Source organism: Emticicia sp., assembly GCF_043780375.1.
GTDB lineage: Bacteria > Bacteroidota > Bacteroidia > Cytophagales > Spirosomataceae > Emticicia.
The window spans coordinates 1-6,562 of sequence record NZ_JAYWCU010000193.1 but is presented as its reverse complement, the minus strand read 5'-3'; the positions used below and the strand labels follow the sequence as shown (position 1 = coordinate 6,562).

The 6,562-nt window shown below is 33.7% G+C and carries 6 protein-coding genes; 5 read left to right on the top strand and 1 reads right to left on the bottom strand.

Annotated features, from left to right (window positions below; genetic code table 11):
* Positions 1-475: 475 nt before the first annotated feature.
* Complete coding sequence (locus tag ACH2CJ_RS15590; protein ID WP_394993878.1) at positions 476-619, bottom strand: hypothetical protein; 144 nt, start codon at positions 617-619, stop codon at positions 476-478.
* 172 nt (positions 620-791) lie between these two features.
* Between ACH2CJ_RS15590 and hisS the strand changes: the two genes are divergently transcribed.
* The 5 genes from hisS to ACH2CJ_RS15565 all read left to right on the top strand — a co-directional run.
* A complete protein-coding gene (gene hisS / locus ACH2CJ_RS15585) occupies positions 792-2,201 on the top strand; it encodes a histidine--tRNA ligase (RefSeq protein WP_394993877.1) in 1,410 nt (469 codons plus the stop codon).
* A gap of 70 nt (positions 2,202-2,271) precedes the next feature.
* The gene (gene mltG, locus ACH2CJ_RS15580) at positions 2,272-3,309 is read left to right on the top strand and encodes an endolytic transglycosylase MltG (protein WP_394993876.1); all 1,038 of its coding nucleotides are present in this window, start codon (positions 2,272-2,274) and stop codon (positions 3,307-3,309) included.
* 92 nt (positions 3,310-3,401) lie between these two features.
* Entirely contained in the window at positions 3,402-5,024 is a 1,623-nt protein-coding gene (locus tag ACH2CJ_RS15575) for an amidohydrolase (RefSeq protein WP_394993875.1), read from the top strand.
* 152 nt (positions 5,025-5,176) lie between these two features.
* Entirely contained in the window at positions 5,177-6,133 is a 957-nt protein-coding gene (locus tag ACH2CJ_RS15570) for a hypothetical protein (protein WP_394993874.1), read from the top strand.
* Positions 6,134-6,295: 162 nt separating this feature from the next.
* A partial coding sequence (locus ACH2CJ_RS15565) for a hypothetical protein (protein WP_394993873.1) occupies positions 6,296-6,562 on the top strand: 267 nt, incomplete at its 3' end.

Sequence of the window (6,562 nt, the reverse complement as noted above, 5' to 3'; positions counted from 1 at the left end):
GAGTATAAATTGTAAGATTCTTAACAAATTTGCTCAACTTGGATTACCTGAATCACAGAAAATTATCACTTAATTCAACCGTTGCAACAAAGTCATTTATACTCATGAATATGGTGATGTAAAAAATGAAGAATAGTACTAACTTTGAGTTTTTGCGAATAAAAAAATTAATTGATATAAAAATTGCTATATTTAAAACAATAGCATGATTCTTGATAAGAATTTTGCTTTTATTGTAGAAACCTTTTGCGGAGATAATTTAGAATATTTTATCAATCACGCTCGAAAGGCAATTTGACTCAACTGCCTCGTAGCCAAAAATGCTGAATGTTCTATATAAAGAACATATATAGCTTGTCGAAAAATTTAGGAACACAATCAACCTACCAAAAAAAGAGATGCTCATGGGCATCTCTTTTTTTGTAGGTTGATTTTAGCAAGCACGAAATATAATTTCGTGGCATTTATTGCCGAATTACTTAGTAAATTCTGCTTTCAATGCTTCAATATCAACTCGTCTAACATCTAATTTTAATGATAGACGTTTGATTGTAGCAATTCTATTTTTTGATATCGCTTGATTTCTTCTTGCTTTACGCTTTAATTGTGTTACTGCCATTTTCGTATGTTTTTAATTATTCTTTCGATTTTCGGAGTGCAAAGCTACGAAAATCAATTAATATTTAATAATTAACAATGACTTTTTTCCACTAATTTTGTAGCGAGTTAAATTTTTTATTTCTAAAAGTAGTGTTTTTTGTCTTTGATCGACAAAAACAAGCCCTAACAACATGAGTAAACCCAGCTTAGCAAGAGGAACACGTGATTTTGGCCCTTCGGTGATGGTCAAACGAAATTATATTTTTGATAAAATCAAACGCACTTTCGAGAAATTTGGCTTTCAGCCCATCGAAACACCAACCATCGAAAATCTTTCGGTTTTGATGGGAAAGTATGGTGATGAAGGTGACCAACTCTTATTTAAAGTCTTAAATTCAGGCGATTTTTCTAAAGATTTGACTCAAAAAGACCTTGATGATGGCTCAAAAAAACTAACGCATAAAATCTCAGAAAAAGGTCTTCGCTATGACCTAACTGTGCCATTTGCAAGATTTGTGGTAATGAATCGCAATGATTTAGTGATGCCATTTAAACGTTACCAAATTCAACCCGTTTGGCGTGCCGACCGCCCACAAAAAGGGCGTTACCGTGAGTTTTATCAGTGTGATGCTGATGTTGTTGGCACAGATTCATTGATTTGTGAGGCTGAAATCGTGTTGATGTTGCAAGAAATCCTACAAAATCTTGGTATTGAAGACTTTACAATAAAAATCAATAATCGAAAAATATTGTCAGGAATTGCCGAAGTAATAGGATTAAAAGGCTCGGAAGTTTCATTAACAGTGGCGATAGATAAATTAGACAAAATCGGGAAAGATAAAGTAGAAGACGAATTACGTGAAAGAGGGTTTTTGGAAGAATCAATTGAAAAACTTCAACCAGTTTTTGAAATACAAGGTGCTGATAGTCAGGTGTTTGATAAGTTGAAAATGTGGTTGAAAGATTCTGAAATTGGCTTAAAAGGTATCGAAGAATTAGAGAAAGTTTGGTCTTTAGTAGAATCCTTCGGATTAGATAATTCAAAGATGCAACTTGATATAACTTTGGCTCGTGGACTAAGTTATTATACAGGTGCAATTTTTGAAGTAAAAGCCAATGGCGTTGCTATTGGAAGTATTTCGGGCGGCGGTCGTTATGATAATCTAACAGGAACTTTCGGAATGCCAGGGCTTTCGGGCGTTGGTATTTCGTTAGGTGTTGACCGTATTTTTGATGTGATGGAAGAATTAGGCTTATTTGATAATCAGCGGAACGCCGCCCGAGAAGTTACCACCAAAGTTCTGCTCACAAACTTTGATGCAGAAGCCGAAAAATATTCTTTACCGATTCTTAAAAAACTCCGTGATGCAGGTATCAATTCAGAAATTTATCCAGAATCTGGAAAACTAAAAAAACAATTTGATTACGCCAATCGTAAGAATATACCTTATGTAATCGTTGTTGGTTCGGATGAAATGCAAACGGGAGAATTGACACTAAGGAATATGGTTTTGGGCGAGCAGGAAAAGCTAAGATTAGAACAAATTATTTCATATATCAATAATGGCAGTATACCATTTAAAGCTTACTCAAAGAAATAATTAAGGAGAGACATTATTAAAAAATAGAATAAATATTGAACAGATTATTGAAAAGCTAAAATAAATACCCATGTTAAAAAACAGAAAATTCATCGCTTACGCCCTTGTCATTACCACAACCGTAGTGGCAACTTTATCATTTTATTTTTGGCAAGTCGCCAATAGCGATAATCTGAATGTTGAAGGAAAAAAAACCTTTGTTTTGTATATTCCTACGGGCGGAACTTACAAAAATGTGGTTGATTCATTACATAAATACAAGATAATCAATGATGAGATTTCATTTCAGTTCTTGTCAAAATGGATGAACTATCCTGAAAAAGTAAAGTCTGGACGTTATGAAATAAAGCCCAATTCGGGCAATAAAGAAGTAATTTCAAAACTTCGTAAAGGTGAGCAAGACGATGTTCGTTTGACATTCAATAATGTTCGCCTAAAATCAGATTTGATTAAAAAAATGGGGGGTAGGTTTGAATTTAAAACCGAAGAACTAATTGATTTATTGCGTAATTCGGAAGCTTGTCAAAAATATGGTTTCGATACAACAACTATAATGTGTATGTTTTTACCAAATACTTACTTTGTAAGATGGACGACAACACCCGAAAAGTTTATGGCAAGAATGCACGACGAATATAAAAAATATTGGACCAGTGAACGCCTTCAACAAGCACAGTCTATCAATATGACACCTATTCAAGTGGCGGTTTTGGCATCAATTGTGCAATCCGAAACCAATAAAACCGATGAAATGCCACGGGTGGCTGGGGCTTATATCAACCGTTTGGTATCTAATATGCCTTTACAAGCCGACCCTACAGTAAAATTTGCGGTAGGAGATTTTACTTTACGTCGAATTTTATTTAAGCATCTTGCTATCAATTCTCCTTATAATACATACAAAAACACTGGACTTCCGCCCGGCCCAATTGCATTACCAGAGCCAAATGCCTTAAATGCAGTTTTGAATTATGAGCGTCATAAATATATTTATTTTTGTGCAAAAGAAGATTTTTCGGGCTATCACAATTTTGCCGAAACATTTCAAGAGCATACCAATAATGCACGTATTTTTCAACAAGCATTAGATAAAGCTAATATAAAATAAATAGTGTCTTTTATAGATAAAAAAAGCGAAGTAAATGAAAAATTTATTTCGCTTTTTTGTTAATTTGCCAGTACAAACTAAAACCTGTCTTCATGAAAAAAATATTATGTGTGTTATTATTCCCCTTCATTGCCTTCGCTCAAAAACAAGCGACTGATATTATTGTTTATAATGCTATTGTCTATACTGTTGATAATCAGTTTGTTACGACAGAAGCCTTTGCTATAAAAGGTGGAAAGTTTTTGGCTACTGGTTCGTCGAAAAACATTTTAGCTAAGTATAATGCCAAACAAAAAATTGATGCTAAAGGCAAATCTATTTTTCCAGGGCTTTATGACCCGCATAGTCACTTCATGGGACTTGGACAAATGTTGAGTCAATGCGATTTGGTAGACACAAAGTCGTATGAAGAAATAGTAGAAAGGCTCAAAAAATTCGATGCGGAGCATAAAGGAGAGCAATGGATAATTGGGCGTGGCTGGGACCAAAATGACTGGGATATTAAAGTTTTTCCTACAAAAGACCTCTTGGATAAGGCTTTCCCAACAAAACCTGTGGTGCTTACTCGTATTGATGGTCATGCAATAATTGCTAATTCAAAAGCTCTCGAATTTGCAAAAATATCACCTACAAGTAAGGTAAATGGTGGTTTAGTAGAAGTAGTAGACGGACAATTGACTGGGATTTTGGTTGATAATGCCATGGGTTTGGTAAAGAGAGTAATTCCGCAAGCGACCGAAAATGACAAGCGAAAAATGCTTTTAGCAGCTCAAAAAGAATGTTTGAAGTTAGGTTTGACCACCGTTTCTGATGCAGGACTCAATCAAGATGATATTGAACTAATTGACAAAATGAACAAAGAAGGTTCGTTGAAAATTCGTAATTACGTAATGGTTTCTTTGGGTATTAGAAATTTAGATTATTACATCAAAAAAGGTGTTTATAAAACCGATCGTTTGAATGTGCGTTCGTTTAAATTATATGCCGATGGGGCTTTGGGTTCTCGTGGTGCTTGTTTGTTGAAACCTTACAGCGACGAACCTTCAAAAACTGGTTTTTTGTTGTTGAGTGCGGCTGAGTTGGAACGCAGTTTGACCCAAATTTATAGTTCGGGCTTTCAAGCAAATACTCATTGTATTGGAGATTCAGCCAATCGTTTGATATTAGATATTTATGGTAAGTTATTAAAGACCAAAAATGACCGACGTTGGCGAATTGAACACGCACAAGTGGTTGATAATAAGGATGTTGCGAAGTTTGGAAAATACTCAATAATCCCTTCGATTCAGGCTACACACGCCACATCGGATATGTATTGGGCTGATGAAAGATTGGGTGACGTACGTGTAAAAACGGCTTATGCTTTCCAGGATTTATTGAAGCAAAATGGCGTAATTGCCAACGGAAGTGATTTTCCTGTCGAGTTTGTGAATCCATTGTATGGGTTTCATTCGGCAGTTGCTCGACAAGATGCCAAAAATTTCCCCGAGGGAGGTTTTCAAATGGAAAATGCTTTGACTCGTGAGCAAGCTATTCGTGCAATGACGATTTGGAGTGCTTATGCCAATTTTGAAGAAAAAGAACGAGGCAGCATCGAAGCAGGCAAAATGGCGGATTTTGTGATTTTAGAAGAAGATTTAATGAAGATTCCGAAAGAAAAATTAAGAAATGTGAAGGTTTTGAATACTTTTGTTGGGGGAGAGAAAGTGTTTTGAGGGTAAAAAATAAAGGGTCGCATTGCGACCCTTTAAAATCTTTCACTTAGTTACGTTGCTTTGCAAGAGGCTTGACTAAGCATAACAGAGCAAATATCGAAATTTACAGAGATATTTCAAAATAAAAGTGCTGTATATAAAAAAACAATATAATGACAACAAAAGAAGCGATATTGAAAAGTTTGGATGATATTAATGAACCAACAAACTATTTGGAGGTTTATAATCATATTATTAAGCATAAATATTATGATTTTAGAGATGGCAAAACTCCTCAATCTACAATATCTGCTCATCTTGGTGATTTTATTCGTAATGGTGATACACGAGTAAAGCGAATCAAAGAAACGGGTGGTTCATACTCATATTATTTGACTAAAAATGAATCAAATATTAGCATTGAGGCATTAGAAGAAACTGAAGTAATAACGAAAAAAAATGATAAAGTAAAAACTTACGAAGAAAGAGATTTACATCGACTTTTAAGTAGTTATTTGAAAAATGTGGGTGTTTATTCAAAAACGATTTTTCACGAGCAATCTACTTTTGGAAAAGATAGTAACCAAATTTGGACGCATCCCGATATGGTCGGCATTCGTTTTTTGAATTTATATACAAAAGCAAGTCAAAATTTTTTGAAAGCTATTAATCGAGTTGATACTTTCAAACTTAGTTCTTATGAAATTAAAAAAGAGATAAACAGCGATTCTGAACTTAAAAAAGCCTTTTTCCAAGCAGTTTCAAATTCAAGTTGGGCAAATTATGGTTATTTAGTAGCTTTTGAATTTAGTGATAGTTTGTTAGAAGAAATGGAACGACTTAATCAATCATTTGGAATCGGCGTAATTGAACTAAATGCCAATCCATATCAAAGTAAAGTGTTGTTTCCACCAAAATACCATGATTTAGACTTTAAAACAATAGACAAATTGTGTAAAATCAATAAAGAATTTGAGAAATTTATTGAACAAACAGAAAAATTAATGACTGCCGAAGAACGCTATTATAAATCAACAGAGAAAGAACTGGATGAATTTTGCGATGATTATTTTGAAAATGATACTGAAATGGAAAAGTATTGTAAAGATAAATATATACCAACAGAATAAAATTTAGTATTTGTTAGAAAACATAAATATTTAATAATCAATTAATTAGCAACATAATAAACATCCTTTTCGTATGTATCGTTAATTTTACAAAGCTAACTATCTCACCTTTTTAATCATTTATAAGAGTATAATTATTAATTCATTTTACTGATTTATCTCATGAAAATACCAAACAACTTAAAAAAAAATCTAAAAATTGCCCTTTACAGTTTCTTAGGGCTATTTGCCATTGTAAGCATGATTTGCTTTTGGGGATTAAAACCTTTATTATCAAAACGAATTCAAGAAGCGACACTTTCGGCTACTGACAGTTTGTATCATGTCGGCTTCAAAAATATTGAATATGAGATTTTTTCAGGAACAGCTCATATAGTCAATGCAACGTGGGAGGCTGATACTACTCTTTTTGATTTACTCAAAAAGAAA

Coding starts and splice junctions, on each gene's coding strand:
- ACH2CJ_RS15590 (WP_394993878.1), bottom strand. CDS start 619: ATGGCAGTAACACAATTAAAGCGTAAAGCAAGAAGAAATCAAGCGATA.
- hisS (WP_394993877.1), top strand. CDS start 792: ATGAGTAAACCCAGCTTAGCAAGAGGAACACGTGATTTTGGCCCTTCG.
- mltG (WP_394993876.1), top strand. CDS start 2,272: ATGTTAAAAAACAGAAAATTCATCGCTTACGCCCTTGTCATTACCACA.
- ACH2CJ_RS15575 (WP_394993875.1), top strand. CDS start 3,402: ATGAAAAAAATATTATGTGTGTTATTATTCCCCTTCATTGCCTTCGCT.
- ACH2CJ_RS15570 (WP_394993874.1), top strand. CDS start 5,177: ATGACAACAAAAGAAGCGATATTGAAAAGTTTGGATGATATTAATGAA.